This window comes from Rhodococcus sp. KBS0724 (assembly GCF_005938745.2).
Taxonomy (GTDB): domain Bacteria; phylum Actinomycetota; class Actinomycetes; order Mycobacteriales; family Mycobacteriaceae; genus Rhodococcus_F.
The window spans coordinates 1,673,234-1,697,873 of the sequence record NZ_VCBX02000001.1; the positions used below are offsets into that span (position 1 = coordinate 1,673,234).

25 protein-coding genes are annotated in these 24,640 nt (G+C 61.4%); 9 read left to right on the plus strand and 16 right to left on the minus strand.

Features of this window, described 5'->3' with window-relative positions; genetic code table 11:
• The first annotated feature begins 10 nt into the window (after nucleotides 1-10).
• A complete protein-coding gene (locus tag FFI94_RS07785) occupies nucleotides 11-1,183 on the plus strand; it encodes a cystathionine gamma-synthase (protein ID WP_138872464.1) in 1,173 nt (390 codons plus the stop codon).
• A 54-nt stretch (nucleotides 1,184-1,237) separates the two neighbouring features.
• Here FFI94_RS07785 and FFI94_RS07790 read toward each other — a convergent pair whose 3' ends face one another.
• Both FFI94_RS07790 and FFI94_RS07795 read right to left on the minus strand, forming a co-directional pair.
• The gene (locus tag FFI94_RS07790; protein WP_138872465.1) at nucleotides 1,238-2,035 is read right to left on the minus strand and encodes an FAD:protein FMN transferase; all 798 of its coding nucleotides are present in this window, start codon (nucleotides 2,033-2,035) and stop codon (nucleotides 1,238-1,240) included.
• Nucleotides 2,032-2,280, minus strand: coding sequence for a hypothetical protein (locus FFI94_RS07795; RefSeq protein ID WP_138872466.1), 249 nt, complete (start codon nucleotides 2,278-2,280; stop codon nucleotides 2,032-2,034). Before FFI94_RS07795 ends, FFI94_RS07790 begins: the two co-directional genes overlap by 4 nt.
• 197 nt (nucleotides 2,281-2,477) lie before the next feature.
• On the opposite strand from FFI94_RS07795, the gene FFI94_RS07800 reads away from it, so the two are divergent.
• Nucleotides 2,478-3,554, plus strand: a complete 1,077-nt coding sequence (locus FFI94_RS07800; protein ID WP_138872467.1) for a bifunctional lysozyme/C40 family peptidase — start codon at nucleotides 2,478-2,480, stop codon at nucleotides 3,552-3,554.
• Nucleotides 3,555-3,616: 62 nt separating this feature from the next.
• On the opposite strand, the gene greA is transcribed toward FFI94_RS07800, so the two are convergent.
• Both greA and FFI94_RS07810 read right to left on the minus strand, forming a co-directional pair.
• Nucleotides 3,617-4,111, minus strand: a complete 495-nt coding sequence (gene greA / locus FFI94_RS07805; protein ID WP_033234619.1) for a transcription elongation factor GreA — start codon at nucleotides 4,109-4,111, stop codon at nucleotides 3,617-3,619.
• Between the two features lie 287 nt (nucleotides 4,112-4,398).
• The gene (locus FFI94_RS07810; protein ID WP_185993155.1) at nucleotides 4,399-4,824 is read right to left on the minus strand and encodes a DUF4307 domain-containing protein; all 426 of its coding nucleotides are present in this window, start codon (nucleotides 4,822-4,824) and stop codon (nucleotides 4,399-4,401) included.
• A 184-nt stretch (nucleotides 4,825-5,008) separates the two neighbouring features.
• Here FFI94_RS07810 and mca point away from each other — a divergent pair, with 184 nt between their 5' ends.
• The 3 genes from mca to FFI94_RS07825 are packed head-to-tail and all read left to right on the plus strand — an operon-like array spanning nucleotide 5,009 to nucleotide 8,227.
• Complete coding sequence (mca, locus tag FFI94_RS07815) at nucleotides 5,009-5,881, plus strand: mycothiol conjugate amidase Mca (RefSeq protein WP_138873662.1); 873 nt, start codon at nucleotides 5,009-5,011, stop codon at nucleotides 5,879-5,881.
• A 2-nt stretch (nucleotides 5,882-5,883) separates the two neighbouring features.
• Nucleotides 5,884-6,198 carry a hypothetical protein gene (locus tag FFI94_RS07820; protein WP_033234527.1) on the plus strand — a complete coding sequence of 105 codons (315 nt, stop codon included), beginning with the start codon at nucleotides 5,884-5,886 and terminating at the stop codon, nucleotides 6,196-6,198.
• 19 nt (nucleotides 6,199-6,217) lie between these two features.
• A complete protein-coding gene (locus FFI94_RS07825) occupies nucleotides 6,218-8,227 on the plus strand; it encodes a thioredoxin domain-containing protein (protein WP_138872469.1) in 2,010 nt (669 codons plus the stop codon).
• A gap of 5 nt (nucleotides 8,228-8,232) precedes the next feature.
• Here the strand turns inward: FFI94_RS07825 and FFI94_RS07830 are convergent, their stop codons facing one another.
• On the minus strand, nucleotides 8,233-9,741 hold the full coding sequence (locus FFI94_RS07830) for an aldehyde dehydrogenase family protein (RefSeq protein WP_138872470.1): 1,509 nt from the start codon (nucleotides 9,739-9,741) through the stop codon (nucleotides 8,233-8,235).
• A 126-nt stretch (nucleotides 9,742-9,867) separates the two neighbouring features.
• Here FFI94_RS07830 and FFI94_RS07835 point away from each other — a divergent pair, with 126 nt between their 5' ends.
• The gene (locus FFI94_RS07835; protein WP_138872471.1) at nucleotides 9,868-11,010 is read left to right on the plus strand and encodes an acyl-CoA dehydrogenase family protein; all 1,143 of its coding nucleotides are present in this window, start codon (nucleotides 9,868-9,870) and stop codon (nucleotides 11,008-11,010) included.
• 10 nt (nucleotides 11,011-11,020) lie between these two features.
• Complete coding sequence (locus FFI94_RS07840; RefSeq protein ID WP_138872472.1) at nucleotides 11,021-11,713, plus strand: GntR family transcriptional regulator; 693 nt, start codon at nucleotides 11,021-11,023, stop codon at nucleotides 11,711-11,713.
• 16 nt (nucleotides 11,714-11,729) lie between these two features.
• On the opposite strand, the gene FFI94_RS07845 is transcribed toward FFI94_RS07840, so the two are convergent.
• Nucleotides 11,730-12,350 carry a TetR/AcrR family transcriptional regulator gene (locus FFI94_RS07845; protein ID WP_138872473.1) on the minus strand — a complete coding sequence of 207 codons (621 nt, stop codon included), beginning with the start codon at nucleotides 12,348-12,350 and terminating at the stop codon, nucleotides 11,730-11,732.
• 146 nt (nucleotides 12,351-12,496) lie between these two features.
• Between FFI94_RS07845 and FFI94_RS07850 the strand changes: the two genes are divergently transcribed.
• Entirely contained in the window at nucleotides 12,497-13,279 is a 783-nt protein-coding gene (locus FFI94_RS07850; RefSeq protein WP_138873663.1) for an oxygenase MpaB family protein, read from the plus strand.
• A 33-nt stretch (nucleotides 13,280-13,312) separates the two neighbouring features.
• Here the strand turns inward: FFI94_RS07850 and FFI94_RS07855 are convergent, their stop codons facing one another.
• From FFI94_RS07855 to FFI94_RS07900, 10 genes are read right to left on the minus strand one after another with little or no spacing between them, the layout of a single operon-like run.
• The gene (locus FFI94_RS07855) at nucleotides 13,313-14,218 is read right to left on the minus strand and encodes an oxygenase MpaB family protein (RefSeq protein ID WP_138872474.1); all 906 of its coding nucleotides are present in this window, start codon (nucleotides 14,216-14,218) and stop codon (nucleotides 13,313-13,315) included.
• A gap of 8 nt (nucleotides 14,219-14,226) precedes the next feature.
• Nucleotides 14,227-14,784, minus strand: a complete 558-nt coding sequence (locus FFI94_RS07860) for a mce associated protein mas1a (protein ID WP_138872475.1) — start codon at nucleotides 14,782-14,784, stop codon at nucleotides 14,227-14,229.
• Nucleotides 14,771-15,991 (minus strand): MlaD family protein, encoded by a 1,221-nt coding sequence (locus FFI94_RS07865; protein WP_138872476.1) that lies wholly within the window; start codon nucleotides 15,989-15,991, stop codon nucleotides 14,771-14,773. Before FFI94_RS07865 ends, FFI94_RS07860 begins: the two co-directional genes overlap by 14 nt.
• Nucleotides 15,988-17,058 carry an MCE family protein gene (locus tag FFI94_RS07870; RefSeq protein WP_138872477.1) on the minus strand — a complete coding sequence of 357 codons (1,071 nt, stop codon included), beginning with the start codon at nucleotides 17,056-17,058 and terminating at the stop codon, nucleotides 15,988-15,990. The genes FFI94_RS07865 and FFI94_RS07870 overlap by 4 nt, the downstream gene beginning before the upstream one ends.
• Nucleotides 17,055-18,152, minus strand: coding sequence for an MCE family protein (locus tag FFI94_RS07875; protein WP_138872478.1), 1,098 nt, complete (start codon nucleotides 18,150-18,152; stop codon nucleotides 17,055-17,057). The genes FFI94_RS07870 and FFI94_RS07875 overlap by 4 nt, the downstream gene beginning before the upstream one ends.
• Entirely contained in the window at nucleotides 18,149-19,204 is a 1,056-nt protein-coding gene (locus FFI94_RS07880; RefSeq protein WP_138873664.1) for an MCE family protein, read from the minus strand. The genes FFI94_RS07875 and FFI94_RS07880 overlap by 4 nt, the downstream gene beginning before the upstream one ends.
• Nucleotides 19,204-20,235, minus strand: coding sequence for an MCE family protein (locus FFI94_RS07885; RefSeq protein ID WP_138872479.1), 1,032 nt, complete (start codon nucleotides 20,233-20,235; stop codon nucleotides 19,204-19,206). The genes FFI94_RS07880 and FFI94_RS07885 overlap by 1 nt, the downstream gene beginning before the upstream one ends.
• The gene (locus tag FFI94_RS07890; RefSeq protein ID WP_138872480.1) at nucleotides 20,232-21,434 is read right to left on the minus strand and encodes an MCE family protein; all 1,203 of its coding nucleotides are present in this window, start codon (nucleotides 21,432-21,434) and stop codon (nucleotides 20,232-20,234) included. The genes FFI94_RS07885 and FFI94_RS07890 overlap by 4 nt, the downstream gene beginning before the upstream one ends.
• 3 nt (nucleotides 21,435-21,437) lie before the next feature.
• Entirely contained in the window at nucleotides 21,438-22,295 is an 858-nt protein-coding gene (locus FFI94_RS07895) for an ABC transporter permease (protein ID WP_138872481.1), read from the minus strand.
• The gene (locus FFI94_RS07900; protein ID WP_138872482.1) at nucleotides 22,295-23,104 is read right to left on the minus strand and encodes an ABC transporter permease; all 810 of its coding nucleotides are present in this window, start codon (nucleotides 23,102-23,104) and stop codon (nucleotides 22,295-22,297) included. Before FFI94_RS07900 ends, FFI94_RS07895 begins: the two co-directional genes overlap by 1 nt.
• 293 nt (nucleotides 23,105-23,397) lie before the next feature.
• Between FFI94_RS07900 and FFI94_RS07905 the strand changes: the two genes are divergently transcribed.
• Nucleotides 23,398-24,639, plus strand: coding sequence for a TetR/AcrR family transcriptional regulator (locus FFI94_RS07905; protein WP_260683939.1), 1,242 nt, complete (start codon nucleotides 23,398-23,400; stop codon nucleotides 24,637-24,639).
• Nucleotide 24,640: the final 1 nt, after the last annotated feature.

Genomic DNA, 24,640 nt, shown 5'->3' on the forward strand with positions numbered 1-24,640 from the left:
TCTGGTGGGCATGAGCGAGCAACGCAGCAAGGCCGACAACATCAGCTGGCAGGGTTTCTCCACGAAGGCGGTACACGCGGGCTACGAGCCTGATCCGCTGACCGGTGCCGTCAACGTTCCGATCTACGCGAGTTCTACCTTCGCGCAAGACGGTGTGGGCGGGATGCGCAGTGGATTCGAGTACGCACGCACGGGCAATCCCACTCGTCGACCGCTCGAAGCGAACCTTGCGGCACTCGAATCAGGTAGCTACGGTCGGGCTTTCAGCTCGGGTATGGCTGCCACGGACTGCCTCCTTCGATCCGTTCTGCGCCCGGGTGACCACCTCGTCATTCCCGACGACGCCTATGGCGGAACCTTCCGGCTCATCGACAAGGTCTTCACGCAGTGGGGCATCGAATACACTCCGGCTCCGGTGTCGGACGTCGACGCGGTGCGCGCAGCGATGCGCCCCAACACCAAGCTGGTGTGGGTGGAAACACCCACGAACCCGCTGCTCAACATCGGTGACATCGAGCTCTTGGCCGAGGTTGCGCATGAGGGCAACGCAAAGATTGTGGTGGACAACACCTTTGCCTCGCCGTACTTGCAGCAGCCCCTGCAGTTGGGTGCCGACGTCGCTCTGCATTCCACTACCAAGTACATCGGTGGACACTCCGATGTGGTCGGTGGCGCACTGGTCTGCGACGACGAAGAACTCGACCATGCTTTCGGGTTCCTGCAGAACGGTTCCGGCGGTGTCCCCGGTCCGTTCGACGCGTTCCTCACCTTGCGCGGCATCAAGACGCTGGCTTTGCGGATGGAGCGTCACAGCGACAACGCCGAAAAGGTTGTCGAACTGCTCGACGGGCACCCCGCCGTCGCGAGCGTCATCTACCCGGGCCTCGCCTCGCATCCGTCGCACAAGGTTGCGGCCAAGCAGATGCGCCGATTCGGCGGCATGATCTCCGTGCGACTCAAGGGCGGCAAAGCTGCCGCTCTCGACTTGTGCTCGCGCACCGAGATCTTCACGCTCGCAGAATCTCTCGGCGGCGTCGAATCGCTCATCGAGTTCCCCGGCGCCATGACCCACGCGTCGACGGCCGGTTCCGCGCTCGAGGTTCCCGACGACCTGGTTCGCCTGTCGGTTGGTATCGAGGATGCTTCCGACCTGGTCGGCGATATCGAGCAGGCGCTGGCGTAACACTTTTGCTGTGCGCCTTTGTTAACCGCGGGCGGTTAACAAAGGCGCACAGTGTCAGTCGTCCGGCCACCCCGCCAGGGTGGTTACTCGGAACTCTTGGTCGACCAAGCGGGCCGGACGATCCAGCTTGTGCAGCCAATCGATGGCCGAGCCGCTCATTCCCACGGCTACCCGGCTCAGTGCTGCTGCCTCCGCGCAGGATTCGGCAATCACCGATACCGTCCGCCACATGGATGTTGCCGTCGATTCCCGGGCAAGTGGCTTGACGGTACTGGCCGTTGCGATGCCGCACCCGGAGGGGACGGCGACCTGGCACGTAGGGTCGCCGGGGAGGTCCTGAACCTGAATCTGCCAGCCGCTTTCCGGTGACGGTCCAGCCACGGCTATGTCGCCGCCCAGTGCAACCAAAACGCCGCAGCCGAGAAGCTCAGCAGTGGTCGCGGCGCAATGATCTGCGGAACTGGCACGCGCGGTGGCGGAAAGATCGAGGGCAACGTCTGCTGGGCTGAATACCCGGTTGCCCTCGACGCGGATCTTCCACCAGGAGTGCGGATCTCGCGAGCCTGCCGTCGGGGTGAGTTTGCCGTCGGTGAGGCGCGCGATCGCAAGTGCGTCGGTCAGGAAATGCGCAAACATCGGAGTGATGGCGGCGCCGTCGACCTCGAGGTCCGGCCCGGATCCGAATGTGCGGATCTCAGAATCTGCGCGATCGCGATTGGTTGCCGCGTCGGCAGCGCTCAGATAGCCCCGCACGAGATTTGCCGCCGACGCGAGGGCGCCGGGATCGGTGACGACAACTCTGGCTTGGACGCCCCAGGTGAGCCATTCGGTTGCGGCGCGAGGTGCGTTCACGAACCGTTGGAGACGGCGTCCGGAACGCCGAACCCGCTGGCTACGACCAGCCGCGATGCGGCCACATGATTCGAGGTGGTGTCGGTGGAGATGGCCGACGTCGTGGAACTGTCGGTGGGGTTGGAAACGAGGGATAAGCCGCCACTTGCGATGGCGCCCGCAACAGCCGTCGCAGCAAGTGCGAGGTGAACGGGTCGGTATGCCGATGTGCGAGCCCGAGTGGGCCGTGTCCGATCGTCGCTCATGTCCACAGACTGCCCGTCGAACCTGAGAAAAGCCTTGGGGTATGTGGTCATTTGGGTAACGTCTGACGTGATAAATGAGACATTGGTTACAGGTTGGTGCGCCACCGGGGGTATCGAATGCATGTTCGAAATCGTAAACGGTGTCACCGACAGGTTCGGCCGGCTCGTGGATCGCTTAAGTTATCGGAGGTTTTTTGATGGCAGTGAGGGTTCTGGCGATCACTGTGTCGATCGGTACGGCGTTGGGGGTGATAGCAGCGACTGTGGGGACGCCCGCCGAAGTCTCCGAGGTCAAGGCAGCTCCCGCCGTGGAGGTTTCCCTGGCGTCCTGGAGTGGACCGGCCCGAACACAGGAGAATCCGGAAGGGCTTGTGCCCTCGGTGCCGTCCAATTTTCCCGGCGCTGCTCTGGCACCGGTCGGAGCGGTCGCGGTATTTGCTCCGTGGGTCAAGAAGGCGGGCGCAATCTGTTCGGAGATAACCCCGGCAGTGGTGGCATCGCTGTACTCGACGCGCAGCGGCTTTCAATACGGCCCCGGCGCAGAAGTATCGGAAGAGGGTGGGCGCGGGCCTGGCCGATTCACCACAGCAGCGTGGACGGCCTACGGCAAGGACGGCGACGGTGACGGCAAGATGGACATCTTCGGTGTCGCGGACCCCGTGATGACAACCGGATACCGGCTGTGTGAACTGGTCAAGCAGGCCCAGTCGTGGCAGCAGTCAGGGGAGGTTCAGGGCGATACCGTCGAACTGGCACTGGCCGCATACGACGTCGGACCCGAGGCAGTGCGGGCCGCGCACGGAGTTCCGCAGGATCAGGCTGCGGCGCCCTTCGTCGCGCAAGTCACGTCGTTGCAGGATTCCTTTGCGCTGATGCTGGCGCCGTTCAATTACAACAACCTCGCAGCCGCGGTGGGCGGTGTAGTCCAAGCCGGACTGAAATTCCTGGGACTGCCGTACGTGTGGGGCGGAGGCAACATCAACGGTCCGTCGATGGGCGGTTTCGACTGCTCGGGACTGACGTCGTACGCCATCCATGCCGCGACCGGAATCACCTTGCCACGCACGTCGGAAACCCAATGGGGAGTTGGCGTCGAGATCCCCCTCGATCAAGCCCAACCGGGTGATCTGCTGTTCGGAAACTGGCAGGCGGGCGGGCCGGGGCACGTCGCGATCTACGTCGGAAACGGCCAGATGCTGCACGCGCCGACCTTCGGCGACGTCGTGAAAGTCGGTCCGATCTTTGTGGGTATGAAGGCACGACGAGTGATCTAGGCACGAAAAAACGTCGCCCGGACGCATGTGTCCGGGCGACGTTCTGTTTCGTGTGTAACTGATCAGCTGTGGTACGGCTCCGCGCTGACCAGCGTGACCTTCATGGTGCCGCCGTTAGGCAGGTTGTACTCGCGAGTCTCGCCTTCCTTGGCTTCGAGAAGTGCGCTACCCAACGGAGAGTTGGGGGAGTAGACCTCGAGCTTGGCGTCGCGGGCACCCTCTTCGCGGGTCGCGATCAGGAAGGTCTCGGTGTCGCTCTCGTCACCGTCGTAGTACACCTTCACTACCGAACCCGGGAGTGCAACACCGGACTGGGTGGGTGCTTCGCCGACCTTTGCGCTGTTGAGCAGATCCTGAAGCTGGCGGATCCGAGCTTCCTGCTGCCCCTGATCCTCACGTGCAGCGTGGTAGCCGCCGTTCTCCTTCAGGTCGCCCTCTTCGCGACGCTCGTTGATCTCGGCGGCGATGATGGGGCGGTACGCGATGAGCTGGTCGAGTTCCTTCTTGAGCCTGTCATGTGATTCCTGCGTAAGCCAGGTCACCTGGGTCTCGGTCATCTCGATCACTCCCTAGTAGTCGGAGCCGGGGGCTCCCTCGACAGATCACTGCGACAGCAATGAACTCACCGCAACAGCACTGAACTCACTGCAACAGCAATAAACAACGGCTCGAACGCGCCTGGACTAGGCGTGATCTTGCCGTCAACGCTGCGTTCGACGCCAACCTGGCCGTCAATGCAGCAATACACGGTTCCACCCGGAACCGTGTACCAAGCAATTCTATCACGCAGGACTACCCGCCCTGTCCGAACTCAAACGTCGGACGGGGCGGGTAGTAGGCGCAGTCAGTTTTTAGTCAGATACTCCGGGACATCGAGGCTGCAGCCGAAGACGTCGGCCATGCCTGGTGGGAGGGACGTCTTGATCTCGGTGTTGAACTCCAGGGTCTGGTACGTCGTCGCGGGAATGTAGACCTCGCGTCGGCCGGTTTCGGATCCGCCCTTGGAGCGGGCACGAACGATGCAGACAGCTTCCTGGCTGGGGTCGTCGCGCGTGACGGTGAACCGGATCTTCATGGTCGAGTTGTCGACGATGTCGTACGAGATCGTCTCGGTCGTGATCTCTTTCACCGAGAACTTGGTGTATCCGATGTAGGCGATACCGGTGCCGACGACGATGACGATGGCGGTCAGAGCCCACACGATCCACTTCTTGGAACCGCCCGTGCGAGTCGCGCTCGGGTACCGATCTTGGGGAAGCGTATTACTCATCACTCTGCTCTCGAAGACTCGAGTTCGTGTTCTACGCAACCGCGGACTGGGGTCGTGGCTGCATCAGGAACTCTCGGGTGGAACTATAGAGGACGCGCCCACTGGCGCTGCCGGTAGGTTTGACGGCAAGAGTTCGGAGCAGACGCCGGTAACGGCTACAGGTGAAGTTGAGGTGAACGAACACGTGAGCGGATTCCGGCTCATGGCCGTGCATGCCCATCCCGACGACGAGTCGAGCAAGGGCGCGGCCACCACCGCCCGTTATGCAGCCGAAGGCCACGAAGTGATGGTCCTGACGCTCACCGGGGGTGAACGTGGCGACATTCTCAACCCGGCCATGGATGTCCCCGGCGTCCGCGACCGCATCAGCGAGGTGCGCCAGGAAGAAATGGCGGAAGCTGCGCGGATTCTCGGCGTGCAGCACCGCTGGTTGGGGTTCGTCGACTCGGGTCTGCCTGAGGGCGATCCGTTGCCGCCGCTTCCGGAGGGCTGTTTTGCCCTGGTGCCGCTCGAGGAATCGACGCGTGCGCTCGTCAAGGTGTTCCGTGAATTCCGTCCGCACGTCATCACGACGTACGACGAGAACGGTGGATACCCGCACCCTGACCACATTCGGTGCCACGAGGTGTCGATGGCTGCGTACGAAGCGGCCGCCGATCCCGAATATCACCCCGAAGACGGCGAACCGTGGGAGATCAAGAAGGTCTACTACTCACACGGCTTCATCCGTAAGCGTCTCGAACTTTTCCAGGAAGAGTACGAGCGTCGCGGCGAGCCGTTCCCGATGGCGGATTGGCTCAAGAAGTGGAAGACCGAGCGCGGCGACATGATGGTCCGGGTCACCACCCAGATCGCCTGCGGCGATTACTTTCCCCAGCGCGACGACGCTTTGCGCGCACATGCGACGCAGATCGACCCCAACGGTTCGTTCTTTGCGGTGCCGCTCGAGATCCAGCAGAAGATCTGGCCCACCGAAGAATTCGAACTCGCGAAGACGCGGGTTTCTACGTCCATCCCGGAAACCGACCTGTTTGCAGGTCTTGAAGAGGACGTCTGAAAGTGAATGCACTATCCGCCGAGTTGGTAATCGGCACAACACAATTGCTTGCACAGAGCCCGAGTAACCCCTCGGGACCTGAGTTCGGCAAGTCGTCGCCGGTCGGACTGGTTGTCGTCTTGGCATTGTTCATCGGTGTGATCCTGTTGGTCGTGTCGATGAACCGTCAGCTCAAGAAGTTGCCGGAAACTTTCGAGCCCGAGCACCCGGAAGCCGATCAGCAGTTGGACGAAGGAACGGATCGTGGTGCGATCGCCACGCCGGAAACGGATGCCGGCGACGCATCAGCCGAGAAGACTCCCAAGCACGATTCCTGACGCGAGCGAGGTAGGGCACATGGACCCACGGATGAAGAACAATCTGGGTGAGTCCACCAGTCCCTATCTCCGTCAGCACGCCGACAATCCGGTCCACTGGCAACAGTGGGGGCCGGAGGCGATGGAGTGGGCGCGCGAACGTAACGTGCCGATTCTGTTGTCCATCGGATACTCGGCGTGCCACTGGTGCCACGTGATGGCCCACGAATCGTTCGAGAACGACGACATCGCGGCGATCATGAACGACAATTTTGTCTGCGTGAAGGTGGACCGCGAGGAGCGGCCGGACATCGACGCCGTCTACATGAATGCCACAGTCGCGATGACAGGTCAGGGCGGCTGGCCGATGACCTGCTTCCTGACGCCGGACGGTTCGCCGTTCTACTGCGGCACGTACTACCCACCGGTGCCGCGCGGTGGAATGCCTTCGTTCGTACGGCTTCTCGAGGCAATTGCCGAGACGTTTGCCAACCGCCGCGGCGAGGTCGACGATGCAGCGGCGTCCATCGTGACGGAGTTGCAGCGCTCGTCGGGTGGAATCCCGTACAGCGGTGCGCCGATCGATGCCGCGCTGCTCGACTCCGCCGGGCTGGCGATTCTCGCCGACGAAGATCTACCGCGCGGCGGTTTTGGCGGCGCCCCGAAGTTTCCGCCGTCCGCATTGCTCGAAGGACTGCTGCGGCAGTTCGAGCGGACCGGTTCCAGCGATATTCTCGGTGGACTGCAGCGCACCGGTGAAGCCATGGCGCGTGGCGGCATCTACGACCAGTTGGGCGGCGGTTTCTCCCGATACTCCGTCGACGCGGAGTGGGTTGTGCCGCATTTCGAGAAGATGCTCTACGACAATGCTCTGTTGCTCCGGTTCTACGCGCACTGGGCACGCCGGACGGGTTCGGACCTGGCAACCCGTGTCACCGCGGAAACCGCAGGCTTCCTTCTGACCGACCTGCGGACCGAAAATGGCTGCTTCGCTTCGGCTCTGGACGCCGACACCGACGGGGTCGAAGGACTGACATATGTGTGGACGCCCAGTCAGCTGATCGATGCGCTCGGGGAGGACGACGGACGGTGGGCGGCAGAGTTGTTCCGCGTCACCGACAACGGCACTTTCGAAGAGGGGGCGTCGGTGCTGCAGTTGCTGAGCGATCCGGACGACTGGTCGCGCTGGCAGAAGGTTTCCGATGCTTTGCGCGCCGTGCGACATGACCGTCCGCAGCCGGGCCGAGACGACAAAGTGGTGACCGCGTGGAACGGGCTCGCCATCACAGCGCTGACGGAAGCCGGACTTGCACTGGATCGACCCGAATGGATTGAGGCTGCAGCTGATTGCGCCCACACCATTGTGAGTCTGCACCTCGTGGACTCCGGCTTACGTCGGGCATCGCTTGGTGGTGTTGTCGGTGAGCCCACCGCGGTTCTCGAGGACTACGCAGCCCTGGCCACCGGACTCCTGGCGCTGTACCAAGCAACCGGGCAATCGGAGTGGCTCGATACAGCGCAGCGGTTGCTCGACCTCACGCTTGATCATTTTGCCGATCCAGCCGAGCCTGGAAGCTGGTTCGACACAGCCGATTTTGCCGAAAGCCTGGTGACCCGGCCACGCGATCCGCTGGACGGCGCAACGCCGTCGGGAGCGTCGAGTATCGCGGAGGCACTGTTGACGGCGGCCGCGCTCACCGAACCCGAGCGTGCCTCGCGCTACTCCCAAGCAGTGTTGGACTCATTGGCACGCGCAACGCTGCCGCTCGAACGCGCTCCGCGTTCAGCCGGACACTGGCTGGCGGTGGCGGAAGCGTCGTTGCGTGGGCCGATTCAGGTAGCTGTCGTCGGTGACGGTGATCTGCTGGCGACTGCCCGTCGACTCGCCCCCGGCGGTGCCGTGATCGTCGGAGGTGAGCCGGGTTCTTCACCGCTGCTGGCAGATCGGCCGCTGGTCGACGGCAGCCAGGCTGCGTACGTTTGCCGAGGCTTCGTCTGTGACCGGCCGGTCACAGACGAAGCGGGCTTGGCGCTTGCGCTGGCACACTGATCGGGTCAGGACTTGGCGTGTCGCTTGGCCAACATCCAGCGTGAGATCTTCATGTCGCGGGCTTTCCGCTCGATGGTCAGTAGATCCAGTGGCGCGCTGAACTTCTGAACAGCCATCGATTTGACGCTGCTGAACTCGCGCAGGCCGTCGGCTCCGTGGATGCGGCCGAATCCGGAATCGCCGACCCCACCGAACGGGAGGGCAGCGATTCCGGCAAATCCGAGAACCGAATTGACCGTGACCACACCACATTCGAGCTTTTCGGCGATTGCCCGCCCCTTCGATGTGCTCTTCGTGAACACCGACGCGCCTAATCCGTACTTCGACGCGTTCGCACGCTCGATGCCTTCGTCCATGTCGGCAACCTTGTTCACGACGACGCTCGGTCCGAACGTTTCCTCGGTCACCGCGGTGGAATCTTCCGGCACGTCGGTCAGAACGATCGGATCGATGAACGGGCCGCGGAAGGAATCGAGGCCGCCGAGAACAGCTTTGGCCCCTCGGCCGAGCGCGTCTTCGATCTGGCCTCGCACGATTGCCGTCTGCTTGCCCAGCGTCATGGGGCCGTAGGTCGAACCGGCGTGGGCATCGCGCAGCGCCGCAGTGAGTTTCGTAAGGAAGGTGTCGTAGACCGGGGCAGCGACGTAGATGCGCTCGACACCGGCGCAGGTTTGTCCGGCGTTGCCGACCGCCCCGAATGCCGCGAAGCTCACGGCGGCATCAAGATTGGCGTCCGAGTCCACCAGCATGGCGTCCTTGCCGCCGCACTCGGCAACCAGGGGAGTCAGGGTGTCTGCGCACGCTGCCATGACCCGTTTTGCAGTAGCCGTCGAGCCGGTGAACGCAATCTTGTTCACACCGGACGAGCACAGCAGTGCGCCGGTCTTGCCGTCGCCGGTAATGGTCTGGAGGACAGGATGTCCGGGTGCGGCGATGTTCCACAGGCGGGCCAGTTCGACGCCGACGCCTGGTGAGAGTTCGCTGGGTTTGAAGACGACGGCGTTGCCGGCGGCCAGCGCGTACCCGATGGATCCCATCGGTGTGTACAGCGGATAGTTCCACGGACCGATCACGCCGACGACGCCCATCGGCCGGTAGCCGACGGAGGCGGACTGGTTGGCGCTGATCAAGCCGGCCCCGACGCGTCTGCGGCGCAACACCTTCTGCGCGTTGCGGGCGGCCCAGTCGAGGTGCTCGACTGCCAGCATCACTTCGAGGAGTGCGTCGTCGCTCGGCTTCCCGGTTTCGGTGCTGATGATCGACGCCATTGAATCCGCGTGGGCTGCAATGGCGGCGCGGAAGTCGCCGAGAACCTTCTTTCGCCCGGCAAACCCGAGTTGATCCCACCACGTGGCCGCAGTGTGTGCCGCGGCCACGGCCGTGGCTACTGCCGCCTGGTCGGCGACGGGATAGCGAGCGATCACGGTGTCGTCGCGGGGATCGAGGCTCGCGAACGTGGGATCGCCTGATTTCGAGTCTGTGGACGTGCCGTGTCGGCCGAGCTGTTCGGTCATGTGTGTCAGATCCTCCAGAGTCGACGCATCACATATATGTGATGTGATTTACTGTGCTGGTAGTCACAGTATGCGTCGGGCGCAGCTCCGACAAGCCTCCAGCCATTTCTCACTCGGGAGTTTTCGATGTACATGGATTTCACGCAGGAGCAGTCTGATTTCGCCAAGTCGGTAGCAGCGTTCTGCAAGAAGGAAAGCGGTACTCGTGAGCAGCGGGATCTGCTGACCGAGCACGGAGCGCATAACCACAACCAGGCGTTCTACGAGAAAATGGCTGAGCTGGGATGGCTCGGACTGACAGTGCCGGAGGAGTACGGCGGATCGGCCGGGAGCACGGTTGATCTGTGTATTTTCCTCGAGGAGGCGGCCAAGGGGATGGCGCCGATCGGTGGGCTCGGCCCGACGGTCATCACGGGGGCGGCGTACGAGAAGTTCGGCAGCCCGGCGCAGAAGGAGGCCGTCCTCGGCGGCATCGTTCGCGGGGCGTCGCAGTCGATCTCGATGTCCGAACCGGAGGCGGGTTCGGACGTCGGCAATCTGAGTTGCCGCGCCGAGAAGGTCGACGGCGGGTGGCTGATCAACGGACAGAAGACGTGGTGTTCCAACGCGCACTTCGCCGAAAACATCCTGCTCGTCGCGCGCACGTCGAGAGGCGAAGGCAAGCATGAGGGCCTCACGATGTTCCACGTCCCGGCAGACATCTCCGGCCTGAAGATCAGTGGAATCGACACCATGGGCGGCAAAGAGGTCAACGACCTCTACTTCACCGATGTCCTGCTGCCCGACGATGCGGTGGTGGGTGAGGTCGGCAACGGATGGCGTCAGTTGATGGCCGGTCTCAATATCGAACGCCTCATCCTTGCGGCGATGATGCTCGGGACGGCACAGCGCGCATTTGACGACACTCTCGAATTCATCACCACGCGCAAGCAATTCGGCCGTCCCGTCGGGTCGTTCCAGGCGTTGCGACACCGTGTGGCGGATCTGGCTACGGAGATCGAATGCGGCCGGTTGCTGGTGTACAGCGTCGCCAAGATGGTGGACGCGAATCCGACCAAGATGTTCCCGCGCGAAGCGTCGATGGCAAAACTCAAGCTCACCGAGACCGCCAAGAAGGTTGCGCTCGAGGGCATGCAGATGATGGGCGGGTACGGTTACGCCACGGAATTCGACATGGAGCATCATGTGCGAAAGACTCTGGTGTCCTCCATTTATGGTGGTACCAACGAGATTCAGCGAGACATCATCGGCAAAACGTACGGACTGTGAGGATCGGTAAGTGGCAACGTCTGCACGCACTCGGAGGGTGACGTCTGAGCTGAGGAGACGGCCACAGCTGTCCGAGGATGTTGCCAACCACGTTCGCAACCTGATCATGTCGGGGGAAGTGCGACCGGGAGAGTTCGTTCGGCTGGACGAAACCGCCGCCGACCTCGGAGTCAGTGTCACGCCGGTCCGGGAGGCTCTGGTCGCGTTGCGCGGCGAGGGGATGGTCGAGTTGGTTCCCCATCGCGGCTATCTGGTGTCGCCGCTCAGCCGCCAGGACATCGAGGACATCTTCTGGCTGCAAGGGCAGATCGCAGTCAAACTGGCGTTGCGGGCGACCGACAACATCACCGCTGACGAGCTTGCGGAGTTGGTAGAGCTCAATGCCGACCTACGGGCAGCGGTCGACGCGTCCGATGCGGCTGCGATCGAGCAGTGCGAATTCCAATTCCACCGCCTGATCAATCTTGCGGCGGGCGGGGCAAAACTGGCGTGGTTCCTGTTCGGCGCAATTCGCTACACTCCCGCGCGGCTGTACGCGACCGACCCCGGCTGGGGCGAACTGACTGTGTCCAGTCACGACAAGTTGATCGAGGCGTTCGAGAAACGGGACCTCGAGCAGGTGGACGCGCAGATGCGAGTTCAGTTCTCCGACGGGGCCGCTCGTCTGCTCGCCCACCTCGACAGCATCGGTCTCTGGGACTGAAGTTCGAGTAGGGACCTCAGGACGGCGGCATTGCGGGAGCGAGCAGTATCGCCGCGCATTCGGCGACCAATTCGTCTTCCGTGACGTCGATATATCCGTCGAGCCACGCGCTCAGTGTCTGCGCGAGGCCGCCGACCAGGAAGGTTGCCGTCAGCGTCAGTTGGCCGCTGTCGCCCAGGCGGTAGAAGGTCTTGGCGTTGGCCGCGAGGAGGCCGACGAATATCGTCGTCGACGCCCGGCGTTTCTCGGCGAGGAGCGGGCTTGTGAGCGCGGTCGAGAAGAGTAGTCGTCCGCGTCTCGGGTCACGGGCAATGGTGCGGACGATGTTGGCTATCGCTGCCACTGCCTTGTCGCGCTCGGCGTCGGCCGCGTCCACTGCTGCCTGGGTGGAGACGGCGATGTCTGTGATGACCGTGTCGTATACCGCGGATATCAGGGCGTCGCGGTCGGTGAAGCTCTCGTAGAAGTACCGGGCAGCTACGCCAGCTTGTTTGCACACTCCGCGCACTGTCAGTTCGGGTTCGGCTGATCCCATCAGTTCGAGACCGGCTTCGATCAGCGTCTCGCGGCGCTTAGCGACGCGGAGGGCGCCGTCGACGCCGCCGTACAAACGCGGTTGGTCATTCATAAGGACCATCTTGGCATCTCGAAGTTCTTGACATCGTGAGGTTTCAGCGCTTCACTCATCTGAGAACATGCGTTCGCAGATATTCGACTCGAAGGGGTAAAGCCGTGACGGTGAGTGGAGATTCGATCAACATCGATGCCGAAGTCGAGAAGGCGATGTCCGGGTTGGGACTGCTGGCTGCCGGCGCAAACGTGATCATGCAACTTGCGCGCCCTGCGGTGGGGTACGGCGTGTACGAGAGCAAGGTCGAGACGGGCCGGTTGGATCGGCATCCGGTCAAGCGCACTCGCACGACCCTGACCTACCTGGCGGTGGCAAGCCTGGCCACCGAGGACGAGAAGAAGCAGTACCGGCGCGCAGTCAACGGTGCGCACAAGCATGTTCGCTCCGACGAGAACAGTGCCGTCGAGTACAACGCCTTCGACCCCGAACTGCAGTTGTGGGTTGCTGCCTGCCTGTACCGCGGCTTCGAGGACGTCTACACGGCGTTGTACGGAGATCTCGACCCGGTAACCCAGGACGCTTTCTATCAACGCAGCGCAAGTTTTGGCACCACTCTTCAGATGCGCCGCGACATGTGGCCGGTGGATCGAGACGCGTTCGAGGTCTACTGGAACGACAGCCTGGGCAAGGTCAGCATCGACGACACCATCCGTGAGCACCTGTACGGGATCGCATCGGCCACCTTCACCCCGAAGTTACTGCATCCCTTGGTCGGGCCGCTCAATCGCTTTCTCACGACGGGGTTTCTGCCTCAAACCTTCCGGGAAGAAATGCATCTGCCGTGGTCCGAGCGAAGGCAGCGCGGATTCGATCGATCGATGCGGGTTGCCGCTGCGGTTAATCGTGTTGCCCCGAAGATTCTTCGTATGTTCCCGTACAACTTCTACCTGTGGGATCTGCGTCGCCGAATCGCGAAGGGGATACCGTTGGTCTGACGGGGAAGTTGGTCTGACGGGGAAGTTCGACGCTCAGACGAGGTTCTTGCTTCGCTTGATCCGGCGGCGGAGGTCGCGCATCTGAATGGTGTTGCCCGCCTGCCGGATCGACCGAGGTATGAATCTGTTGACGAAGGACACGAAGATGAAGAGGTGCTCGAAGCGTCGACGGTCGTCTTCGGTCCACTCCAGTCCGAGCTGGTCACGGTAGATCGGGGGAAGGAACCCGATTGTCAGAAAGCGCAACAGGTTTCGAAAAACCAGACGCAGTGGCCAGGCAATCATGCGTAGGTCGATCAAATCGTTCAGATAGCGGCTGGTGCGTTCGTCGATGATCACGCGTTCACAGCCGATGTTCCAGAATCGTTCGAAATCCGCGCGCGTGGCCGGCCACATCTCTTCCGTGACCTGCAGAGTTGTTCCCAGGGTTGAGGCGGATTGGTAGAACGACTGCGCCTGTTCCTCGGACATCACACCGTGCAACAACTGGTGACTGTCTTCGAATCCGATGAACAGACAAGCAGCGACCCACAATTGGAGTTCCCGGTTGAAGGCGTTGTACTTGACCGGGCTGTTTGCGTCCGACCGCACGTGCCGGTGCACCGAGTTCACGGCTTCGCGGTATGCCAGACGCTCTTCCTCGTTGCCCAGAATCGCCACCGTCAGGTATTGCGTGGTGGTTCGCGCGCGCTTCCACGGATGCGCTGTCAGGGCGCCTGATTCAACCTTGCTTTCCATGACGCCGTACGCCACCTCCGGCCAACCGAGTTGCAGGACAACGTTGGCGGCGGCGCCGGCAAACGACCAGAAGTCAAGGGCATCGGTGATGTGCGCAGGTTTACGGGCCCACCGTCGACGCACACCACTGATGGTGATTCGCGTCTGAGCGGTTCGAAGAGACGACTCGGTCTGCTCGATGTTCAGATAGTGAGTGGGCATCGATCCTCCTATTTTGTCTCGACGTTGCTGACGAGCCACTGGTCGTTCGATCGGATCATCGAGATGACCATCCGATACTTCTGGGCATTTCCTTGCGGCGCAGCAACGTTTTTGGCTTCCTGATCGACGAACACGAGAACCGTTGCCGATGAACTGTCCATGGACTCGATGCCTACGTGAGCTGCCGTTGCGCTTGCCTGACCCTGCCCACCGGCGACAACATCGCGCAGCGAATCGACCATGGTTCGGTAAGTGCCGGCAAATTCGTCCGTCGACATGGCGGCGATCGAGTCCTTGTTCGCGTCCAGATCCTGGTAATCGAACGAGGACATGATGATCGAGTATTCGCGTGCAGTGTCGAGAGCTTCGCGGCGCAGAGCGCCGTCCCGGTTTTCCGAATACACCGCAAAGCCCCACGCGGCCACTGCCGCGACCAGTGCCAGAGCCAACACGAGGGTCAGCGCGGTGCGCGGCGTCTTCAGGCGTCGCAGTAACGACGGGCGGCCCGGTTGGTCCGCCGATTCATGCTCGGTCTTGTCGATCACTGTGCTTTCAGCGGGTGCCATTTCCCAGTCCTTCCAACATCGATCTCCAATAGTTCAGTGCGTCGACGCCGGTCGGAATGAGAATCGGGTCAGCCACAACGGGCGGTCCGATCGGCGTGCCGGGAATGGTGGCATTCTGCAATCCGAGATCGTTGGGCCTGGGAGCATTTCGCGCTCCGCGTTGGACCAGGTCATCGGCAGGTGGGCAGTACATTGCGAGGTTCGGACTGGTGGGGGAGAGATCACCGACTTCACGTCGGGGAGTGTCGTAATTACACACCGGGCCCTGTGTGGCGACCAGCGCAAAATCTGCACGATCACCCTTGACGATCGAGGCCAGATCCGCAAGGCCGCGAGGGATCGTGACCAGTCCCGTTTCCAGTGCATCCGTGCGGTCCGAGATGATCGGAGCCACAGTGACGAGGTTGGCCAGGACCGCACCAAAAGTGTTGTGGTACTGGTCGAACAACTGCTGCGCACTGCTCAACGCGGCCGGTGAATGGTCGGTGAGGTAGATCAGAACCGGTGCGTTGGAATCGAGTTGTTCGGTGAAGTTCTTCGCGGCCGACATCCCGCGGACAAACGAGTCCGATTGTGTTGCCATGGAATCAACCAACGTCGAGGTCCGCGAGAGAAGAGCCGCGAGTTCCGCGGACTGATCGTTCAACTGTGCAGACAGCGTCCCGCCGTTATCGATCATCGTAGACAGACTCGGTCCGAGTCCGTTGAACGAGTTTCCCAATTCGGTTCCGATGTCGCTGATCGCCTCCGGATCGAGACCCTCGAGTACGTCGGACGCCTGAAGCATCAACTGGCTCATCTGAACCGGCTGTTGGTCCGCCGGCATCGCGATCTCGTCGCCGTCCCGAAGGTAAGGCCCCTGATCACTGTTGGGATAGATATCGACGTTCTGGATTCCGGCGGCAGTTCCCATTGTCACCTTGGCAACACTGTCTGCGGGTATCTCGCTGTTTTCGTTGAGCGAAAGCTCGACGCGAGCAGATCGGGTACTCGAATCGAGAGCAACCTCGCTGACCTTTCCCACCTGCACCCCGCGGTAGGTGACCACCGTTCCCGCGGTGAGGCCAAAAGCGTCGGACATGGTGGCGTGCAGTCGAATGTGATCTCCGAAGCCTTGTGGACCGACGACGTAGACGATGCCAAACGGAATCACCACGGCAGCGGTGAGCGCAAACAAGACAAGTTGCACGAGCGCAAGGCGTTTCATCGTCGTCCTCCCTGAAGAAGATCGGCCAGAGTTCCGGGTGCCGCGATAGCTGCCGCGCCGCCCGCCATCCCACCGGTCCAGAGCGTGTCGATCGTGCCGGGAATGTCGAGGGCGCCGTCGAACATCAGATAATCGCCGCGAACCGCAGAGGTGAAACTCTCGAGCATTCCGTTCATGTTTGCCAGCGTCTGACCGATTTCGGCGTTGAACGAATCCAGTGTCCCGACAACAGTCGACGCGTCGCGCAGCATGCTGTCGAGCCCACCAGGCGAGGCATCGAGAATTGTGTTCGCGTTGAGTGCGAGTTGGACCGTCGAGTTCAACAGGCTGGAAATCTGGTCCTTCTGCCCCACCAGGATCGATACCACCTGGGGGACGGAATCCAAGTAGTTGTCCACGATCTCGCGTTGCCCCGCAAGTTGCGACGAGACCCGAGCTGCGAGATCGACGGCCTCGTTGAACTCGTCCTGATGACTACTGGCCTCCGCCATGAGAGAGGTGAGTGTATCGGTCAGTGACCGCACCTCACCGGACCGGCCGGCGAACGCAGTATTGAGCTCCCGCACGACGGTATCGAGTTGGTCGATGCCGCTGCCGGTCAGAACCGTGCCGAGCGTTGCCAGTGCACTCTCCACTTGCGGCCCGATCTCGGTGCGAGACTCGGGAATCGTGTCACCGCCGCGGAGTACCGAACTCGATGGAACTTCGGGCAGGCGCAGCCGAATGAACGGGTTACCCAGCGCTGAGGGAAGCTCGACGGATGCTTCGATGTTGTCCGGCAACTGCGTCGCGGTATCAAGGCTCAGAGTCACCCGGGCTCCGATGACGTCGGCAGCCAGTTCGGATACCCGTCCGATCACCTTCTGGCCGCTTCGGACGTCGGCTCCCAGAACAAGACCGTCGGCGCCGGCCAACTGCACTGCCACCGTGTACGCGTCACCGTCTGCCGAGCGGCCCAACGGAAGATCCTGGATTCCGGCGCTGCAACCGCCGAACGCAAAGATCACCGCGCACCCACCACCGAATGCCACGACTCCGGTGACTATCCGAACAGACTGCCTCGTCAATTGCCACCTCCAGAGGCCGCGCCGCCGGACACAGCAGATGCGATTCCGAGCGGATCGGACGCACTGAGCGGGAAGGAAATGGGGTTCGTAAATCCGGCTCCGGTGCAGATCGGCAATTTGTAGGCATCGCACAACGGTTGCGCCACAGCAAATTGCGTCAGCGCTGTCGAGACGTTGAGGCGAATGCGTCCGCGCTGATCGGGGCCGATAGTGCCGGACAGGTTGTGCATCATCAACGGCACGAGGTCCATGAACTCGGCGAGACCCGGTTGTTTTGACGCCAGTACCTCGCCGAGGACTTGAACGTTTCCGGCGATGGCACCGACGTCGTCGCCGTGCGTGGTCATGAATCGTTCCAGCTGATCGAATACCACCTGAAGATCCTGCAACGGCCTCGAGATGTCCATGTTCTGACTCGACCACTGATCACCCAATTGGCCCAAGTCGCCGACAAGTTGGTCGAGACTGACCTGCCGTTCGTCCAGAGCTGCCATCAAGGTGCTGAGATTGTCGACGAGGGCGCCGATGTCTTCGGACCGAGCGCCGACCACTCCCGTTGCCGTACTAAGGTTTCGGATCGCTGTGTTGAACTGATCGCCCTGCCCCTGCCACCCCGCCGCGCCGCGGCTGACAAGGTCGCCGAGATTGCCGCCGTCGCCGGCAAACGCTTCGGCCAAGGTGCTGACACTTCCCATCAAACCGTCGAAGTCGATGGGGGAGTGCGCACGTTCGATGGGGATCTGATCGCCGTCCTCCAACGTGTCTCCACCGGTGTATGCCGGGCCGAGTTCGATGTGGCGATCACTGATCACCGAAGGATTGAGAACATACGCGGACGCATCCGCCGGAAGTTCCACGGAAGTAGGCATGGACATCGCCACCCGAACCGACGTTCCGCGGGGCTCGACCGCCGTGACCGTTCCGACACCGACACCGAGAACGGTGACTTTGCTTCCCTCGTAGATCCCACCGACGTAACTGAAATCGGCGTAGACGGTCTTGGACTGATCGGTGCGTCCGAAGATGTACCACCCCGGGAGGGCAATCGCCAGGGTCACCACGAGCAGTGCCGTGACGGCTTTACGCGGATTCACTTGCAACCCTCCATGATCCCCAGTGCGCAGAGAAGGTTGTCCGGGATCACGGCTGCCGGTGCATTGACGTCGGTCCAGTCGCCGGTGCCGGTGGCATCGGTGACCGAGCGCAGTGCAGACGGAAGACGCGTCATCAGCATGTCGATCTGATCCGCGTTGTTCTTCAGCGTTGTCGTGACGGCGACCAGATTGTCTGTCAGCTCTCCGAATTCGCTCTCGCGTTCGGTGAACGTCGTGGACAGCTTCGAGATGATGATGGTCAGGTTGTCCACGAGCTGAGTGAGCGCGTCTTTGCGCAGGGCCAGGGTACGGACGATGGTCTGAGCATTTGCGGCCGTGTTCACTATCGAATCAGTCTGTGCCACAGCCATGTCCGACAACTCTCGAGACATCGTGAGAACCTGGTCGATCTGCTCGCCGTTCTGGGCGAAGGCTGCGGAGGCGCCACTGATCCCGGCGAGCGCTCGGCCCACCTGGTCGGAGTCGGTCGGAATCACCTGCGCCAGAGTGTTCATCATCGATTCCATCGCTTGCAGGTCGACGCCGGTCGCAACCTGAGTTGCGTCGGTGCTGACGTCGTCGAGGCTGTACGCCGCGGTGGTCCGTGAGAGCGGAATGACGCGTCCGTCGGTGTCGTCGACAACTCCGGCGGGCACGACCTCGAGGTAACGCTTACCCAGGACTGTCTTGAGCCGGACCGTCGCGGTGCTCTGATTGCCCAGCGGTTGATCCTTGTCCAGTCTGAAGCTGACGACGACGTGGTCGCCGGCAAGTTCGATGGAATCCACCCGTCCCGCCGGAACCCCCGCCACGTAGACCGGGTCGGTGTCGGACAGGCCACCGGCATTGGAAAACTCAGCCGTGTATGCCGACGTGCGAACGTTGTACCAGAGCTTCGGAATGCCGAGCGCGGCGGCAAGTCCGACCACCAGGACTACGATCCCGAGGCTGCCCAAGGCGAGGGCAGTTCCGCTGCCGCTCTGTCGACGATCGCCCTTGAACAGGAAGAGCATGATGCCGACAAAGACGTCGATCAGCTTGACCAGAAACATCATGAGCACACCGGCGAATGTGTTGCGCCGAAGATATTGGCTTCCACGTCCCCTGCCTTCAGTGTGAAATTGCACAGATACAGATTGATGAAACTTCCGTAGCTGCCGATCCGGTTTGCGGCATCGGCGAACTGGGGGAGGTTCGCGACCAATCGATTGAATTCGTCGGTGCTCGCAATCCAACCGGCAGTCACGTTTTCGAGTTGCTGAATTGTCGTACCGAAGTAACCGTTCGATCCGGTCATCAACTGAGCCAAGGACGAGACGGTGCGGTTTCCCTGGTCCAGAAGCGCGGCAAGTTGGTCGTTCTGATCGACGACCGAGGTGCTCAGAACGTTCAAACCGTCAAGGAGGCTGATCATTTCGGGTTGGCGATCGTCGACGGAAGTGAGGAGTGTGTTCATGTTCGTGAGCAGTTGCGCAAAAACATCTTGGCGGTCGACGAGTCCTGATGTCATGGTGGCAATCTGGTCGAGAAGCGCCGAGATCGCGCCGCCCTGCCCGTTGAACGTCTCGATAAAACTCCGAGTGAGAGAGTTGACCTGCTCGGGTTGCAGTGCGGCGAACAGCGGTTTGAAGCCGTTCATCAACGCAGTCAGGTTGATCGGGGGCGTTGTCTGCGTCAGCGGAACTGTCCCACCAGGTTCCAGCGTTCTCACTGATCCCAATGAGGCGCCGTCATTGTGCGTCAGAGCCAGGTAGCGGGCGCCCAGCATGTCGCCGTAGCGGACCGTAGCCCGAACATCGGACGCGAGAATATAGTGCGATTCGATCTCCACGTCGACTATCGCCTTACTTGTGCCACCACCGTTGTCGGCGAAGGCGACCGAGTCCACCCTGCCGATTCGGACACCCGACAGGGTCACCGGGTTACCCGGGTTCAGGCCTTCCACATCGGTGAACTCGAACGAATAGGACTCGGTGTCTCCACGAACCGGCACCGACAACGTGTTTGCCACGAACGACGCGCATGCCAGGCCGGTGATACAGAACAGGGACAACCGAACTACCTGAGCGGTACGAATTTTCACGGAACACTCACCTCGTTGCCCCGAACCAACGGCCCCAACATGAGTGTTGTGGCGGGGTTGGGCGCAGCGGTATCGCCGGCCTCGTTGCCGAGTAGCTGGTTCTCGAGAAACATCAGCGCCGAGACTTCGTCCGCGCCACCGGCGACCGGCATCAGATTGGTGCCCGAGCAGTACGCGCCCCGCTCATCCGCGTACTGCGGGCAATCCTCCCCCGTATAGGGGAGTGGATCGACAAACGTGGGAACAGCGGTGATGTTGAATTTTCCGGTGGCGAAGACCCGGGCACCGGCGGCGCCGAATGTATTGGCATTGGCCAAAGTGGAGCGTAGACCCTCAGGATTGGCCGCTGTTGTTGCGAGTATCTTTCCGGCCGAGTCGATGACGGTGATGACGTTGCCGGTGTTCTCTGCGACGAAGTTGTCGAGCGTCGCGGTGAAGACCGCAGCCGCACTTATCGACCTCTCGAGGTTGCTGCGGTTCGCCACCATGGTGTTCGAGACGGATGTGGCTGCTGCCAAGGTATCGAGTATGTCTGGAGTGGCGCGGTCCAACGCCTCGATCACCGACGTGAATTCCGGTGTCGAATCAAGGAATTGGTGTGCTGCCGGGCTCAGCACCACCGAGGCGGCACTGAGATTGTCGATGGTAGTGCCGATCTTGGCTCCGTTTCCGTCCAGCGCCTGACCCAGCGCGGTCAGGGCGGTGTGCATTTTCTCCGGTCGCATTGCGGTGAGGACAGAGACCAATTGGGTGTAGACGTCGTAGAGTGCGACGGCTTCGGGACCGGTGTCCATGGAGATGGTGTCGCCCGCCGCGAGTGTTGCCTGGCCCTGGGCATTCGGATTGTCGACAAGTTGCAGGTAAATGTCGCCGAAGAATGTTCGAGGTACCACCCGCGCCATGACGGTTGCTGGGATTTTCGACGTTTCACCGGTGTCGATCTGCAGTTGCACCACCGATTCTGTGGTGCCCGAATCGATATCGCCGATGCGGCCGATGTTCACCCCGTGGTATCTGACCGGGGCCTCGCCACTGATCAGGCCGGCGTTGGCGGGGACGGCAACGTAGATGTCGGTGCTGCGTTCGAGATTGCCCGAGCCGCGCAGCACCATGGTGACTGCGGCGACGACGGCCACCACTATGGCGACCGCTCCGCGTAGGGCGTAGGCGATCTTGGTGCGCGTAGTGAGTCTGTCCACGGCTCAGACCCCCATTCCCGGGATTTGGGGAACAAGACCCCACAGGCCGAAAGTCATGATGACATCCAGGATTCCGATCGCCAGGATCGCAGTTCGGAGGGCCCGGCCGGCGGCCTGACCCACACCCGCTGGTCCGCCTGATGCGTAGTACCCGTAGGCGCAGTGCACCAGTGCGACAACGGCTGCGAAGACCACGGCTTTGAGGCCGGAGTACAGAAGGTCCTGCGGCGAAATCGCGAGATGGAAGAAGTAGTCGTACGTTCCCGCAGACGCGCCGTTGAAGAAGACGACAACCAGGCGCGTTGACAAGTAGCTGGCCAGCAGACCGATCATGTAAATCGGGATGACACAGATCATTGCCGCAACAACCCGGGTGCCGGCCAGGAAAGGAATGGATCTGATGGCCATGGAGTCCAAGGCATCGATCTCGTCGGAGATGCGCATGGCGCCGATCTGCGCGGTAAAGCCGGTTCCGACCTTGGCGGCCAACGCAATTGCAACAACAACCGGTGCAAGTTCACGCGTGTTGGCCACGGCCGACAGCATTCCGGACAGTGAGGTCATCCCCACCAGTTCCAGTCCGCGATGCATTTCGACGCCCAGCATCATTGCAGCCGCCAGGGACATCGCGAACACGATGCCAATGGTTCCGCCGCCGGAAAGTAGAGAGTTCGTGCCGAAGCTGACTTCGCTGATCTGACTGAGCACATGCTTGCGATATTTGGTGAGGGCAAACGGAATTGATGCGACCGTGCGGACGTAGAACGTCACATGCTGACCGAGTGAAACCAAACCGTCGCCGACGGTGCGTAGCGGTCGGCTTGCCTGGTGGGCTCTGATCCGGAGATCGACGAGCGACATCAGAATTCACCGACTGCCGGAACTATCACGGTGTACAGCGCAGACAGGACGGTGTTCGCGATGAATACCAGAGCAAAAGCGATGACGACGGCTTCGTTGACGGCATCGGCGACTCCGCGGGGGCCGCCTTTGGCGTGGAGGCCTTTGAATGTGGCGACCAAAGTTGAAGCGAGGCCGAAGATCGCAGCCTTCACCAAGGCCATGACAAAGTCGGATGATCGCCCGTACTGGCTGAACGTCGCCATGAATGTTCCGGCGGGAAGATGCTGAACATAGATGTGGTACAGGTAGCACGCGATGACGCCGCCGAAGGTGACCATGGAGCACAGGGCAAGAGAAACGATCACCGCTGCAACCAATCTCGGTGCAACGAGACGCTCGATGACGTCGATTCCCATGACTTCCATCGCGTCGATCTCTTCGCGGATCTTGCGTGAACCGAGATCGGTGCAGATGGCCGATCCGGCAACGCCCGCCATCATCAGTGCACACACCAGAGCCGCTGCCTGACCCACGATGATGAATGCGACAACTGCGCCGGAGTAACCGCCGGCTCCGATTCGGCCGGCGAGCTCACCCACCGACACCGCGATGAAGACGCCGATCGGGATCATGAGCAGCAGGGATGGGCCGGTACTGACTCTGCCGATGAACAGGGTTTGAGTTATCGTCTCGTGCAACGAGAGTCGCCTGCGAATAATGGCCGTGAACAGGCCGAACAGGGCCTGAACGGAGAACCCGATCAGATAACCGCCCTCGAGCGCTACGTCCCGTACCGGGCCTTTCGGGGCTGGTAGTTCGTACGTCACCGGATTCTATTCCTCTGCAGCTCAAGTTCTTTCAATGAAGATATCGAGTGTGTTCAGGCATCGAAACGGGTCGATGTGATGCGTGCGGTCGTTGCGGATGGTGTGTGAATCATTTCACAGTGGTTCCCGTGCGGCAAGACTTATGTGAATGGAAATTCTTCCTACAATTGGCCCGTCTGGCGTCTCAGGCTTGATATAACTACAGTTGAAAGCCATATCACCGTGCGTATTGCCAGTGGATGCGCGCACGATGTGTACGAATATTCTCAATACAGGGAAGCAGGCCGGAGATAGTGACAACAAGAGACCTGAGGGTTGCTCCGGCCGTCGGTCGGAGCCGTGCGGCCGAAGTGAAGAAGAGGCCGAAAGACCGTAAAGCTCAAATTGCGGCCGCGGCAGCGATTGCCTTCAGTGAACGCGGCTATCACGGTGTCAGTGTCGAAGACATCGCGTCGTCGGTGGGTATCTCGCCCTCGGCGCTCTACCGTCATTTTCCGAAGAAGTATGCACTGTTTCAGTATTCGGCGCTGTCGTTGATGGAAGCGCTTACCGAGGCCCTCGATTCGGAGGAAAGCAACGGGCCGGACGCCGATCCGCTTCGGCGAGATGTGCTGGCCGTAATCCGAACCACCGTACGTAATCGCCGGACCGCCGGCATCTACCGGTGGGAGAGCAGGTTCCTCGAACCCTCGGATCGGGCGGTGATTCGCGAACATTCGATTCTGCTCAATCGCCGTGTGGGTGACCATTTGTCACCGTCGGAGACTCCGATCGGTGAGCACGACACAAAGCTTGTGGTGGCCGCGATGTTCAGTGCGATCGGAAGTATCACTGCACACAACCTTGTATTGCCGCAGAAGACAATTGAACGCATCCTGCTGAGCGCGTGTGTGGCAATAGATCGGACGAGATTTGCCTGCGGGCGCCAGGGCGCTCCACTGAGCCGCCGTTCGGTGCTTGCGCCGCTGGGGGACAACAAGCGGGAACGTCTTCTGCACGAAGCGGTTCAGCTCTTCGACTTCCACGGTTACCACGACGTCAAGATCGAAGAGATTGCTGCCGCGGCTGGTTTGAATGCGTCCGGCATGTACCGGTACTTCGCAAGCAAAGCCGATCTCCTCTCCGCCATCTTCTACCGGGCCGCAGACCGCTTGGACGTTGCTACGGTGTCGGTACTGGACGCGTCGGATTCGCCGGCCGAGGCACTGGCATCGCTTTCGCTGATGTACGTCGACTTGTCTTTTGCGCAACACGAGTTGATGTCGATCTACTTTTCCGAGATGCACAATCTGCTGCCGAGTCATCGAAATGACTTGAAGAGTCGGCAAAAGCTCTACGTGGCCGAGTGGGCGCGGTTGCTCCGTGAGATCCGATCAGAACTCACGGAACCCGAAAGCATCTTCATCGTGCATGCCGCGCTGAACGTGGTTCCCGATGTCGGCCGTCTGCTCGGATTTGATCCCGAACCCGAGAACGTGTGGAAAGTTCACTGCTTGGTTTCGGCGGTTCTGTTCGGTGGACCGACCGAACCGTGAC